The organism is Suttonella ornithocola (assembly GCF_001889065.1).
GTDB classification, from domain to species: domain Bacteria; phylum Pseudomonadota; class Gammaproteobacteria; order Cardiobacteriales; family Cardiobacteriaceae; genus Suttonella_A; species Suttonella_A ornithocola.
On record NZ_LWHB01000363.1, the window covers coordinates 1 to 736 of the forward strand.

2 protein-coding genes and 1 pseudogene are annotated in these 736 nt (G+C 38.4%); all 3 read right to left on the reverse strand.

Annotation, left to right across the window (positions count from 1 at the left end):
• Window positions 1-264: IS630 transposase-related protein (locus tag A5N85_RS14435; protein WP_072577697.1), on the reverse strand; the 264-nt coding region annotated here is incomplete at its 3' end.
• Window positions 265-350: 86 nt separating this feature from the next.
• Window positions 351-461, reverse strand: coding sequence for an IS630 transposase-related protein (locus A5N85_RS17470; RefSeq protein ID WP_342769555.1), 111 nt, complete (start codon window positions 459-461; stop codon window positions 351-353).
• A 98-nt stretch (window positions 462-559) separates the two neighbouring features.
• Window positions 560-634 (reverse strand): annotated as a pseudogene (locus tag A5N85_RS17475) (hypothetical protein); the annotation flags it as partial.
• Window positions 635-736 lie beyond the last annotated feature (102 nt).

Below are 736 nucleotides of genomic sequence, written 5' to 3' on the forward strand. Positions count from 1 at the left end.
ATAACAAATCGCTGATTGCGAGCAATTAAAACGTCTAGCGCTTTCCCATTGGTAATCATCAGGATACTGCTCAATATCCTTAAGCAAGGCTTCATCATCAATCTTTGAGGGCTTACGCTCAGTAAAGCCTTTAGGATGGGGATTTTTAATCCAGCTATAGACGGTGAATTTGCTGATTTTGTAGCGCTTTGCAACAGCGCGCCAAGTTTCTCCATTAGCAATATCGTTAAGAATTTTTTGTCGGAATTGGCGGCAGTAGGCCATAGGATATGCTCAGTTTGTTTTTGATAATTCTACTACAAGTTGTTCTTTATATCTGCTTTGGATAGATTGGATTATAAGTGATTTGACTATATCTTTAGTCGCTTTAGAGCATAACAAATCGCTGATTGCGAGCAATTAAAACGTCTAGCTCTTTCCCATTGGTAATCATCAGGATACTGCTCAATATCCTTAAGCAAGGCTTCATCATCAATCTTTGAGGGCTCTCAGTAAAGCCTTTAGGATGGGGATTTTTAATCCAGCTATAGACGGTGAATTTGCTGATCTTGTAGCGCTTTGCAACAGCGCGCCAAGTTTCTCCATTAGCAATATCGTTAAGAATTTTTTGTCGGAATTGGCTGCAGTAGGTCATAGGATATGCTCAGTTTGTTTTTGATAATTCTACTACAAGTTGTTCTTTATATCTGCTTTGGATAGATTGGATTATAAGTGATTTGACTATATAAKTGTCCCA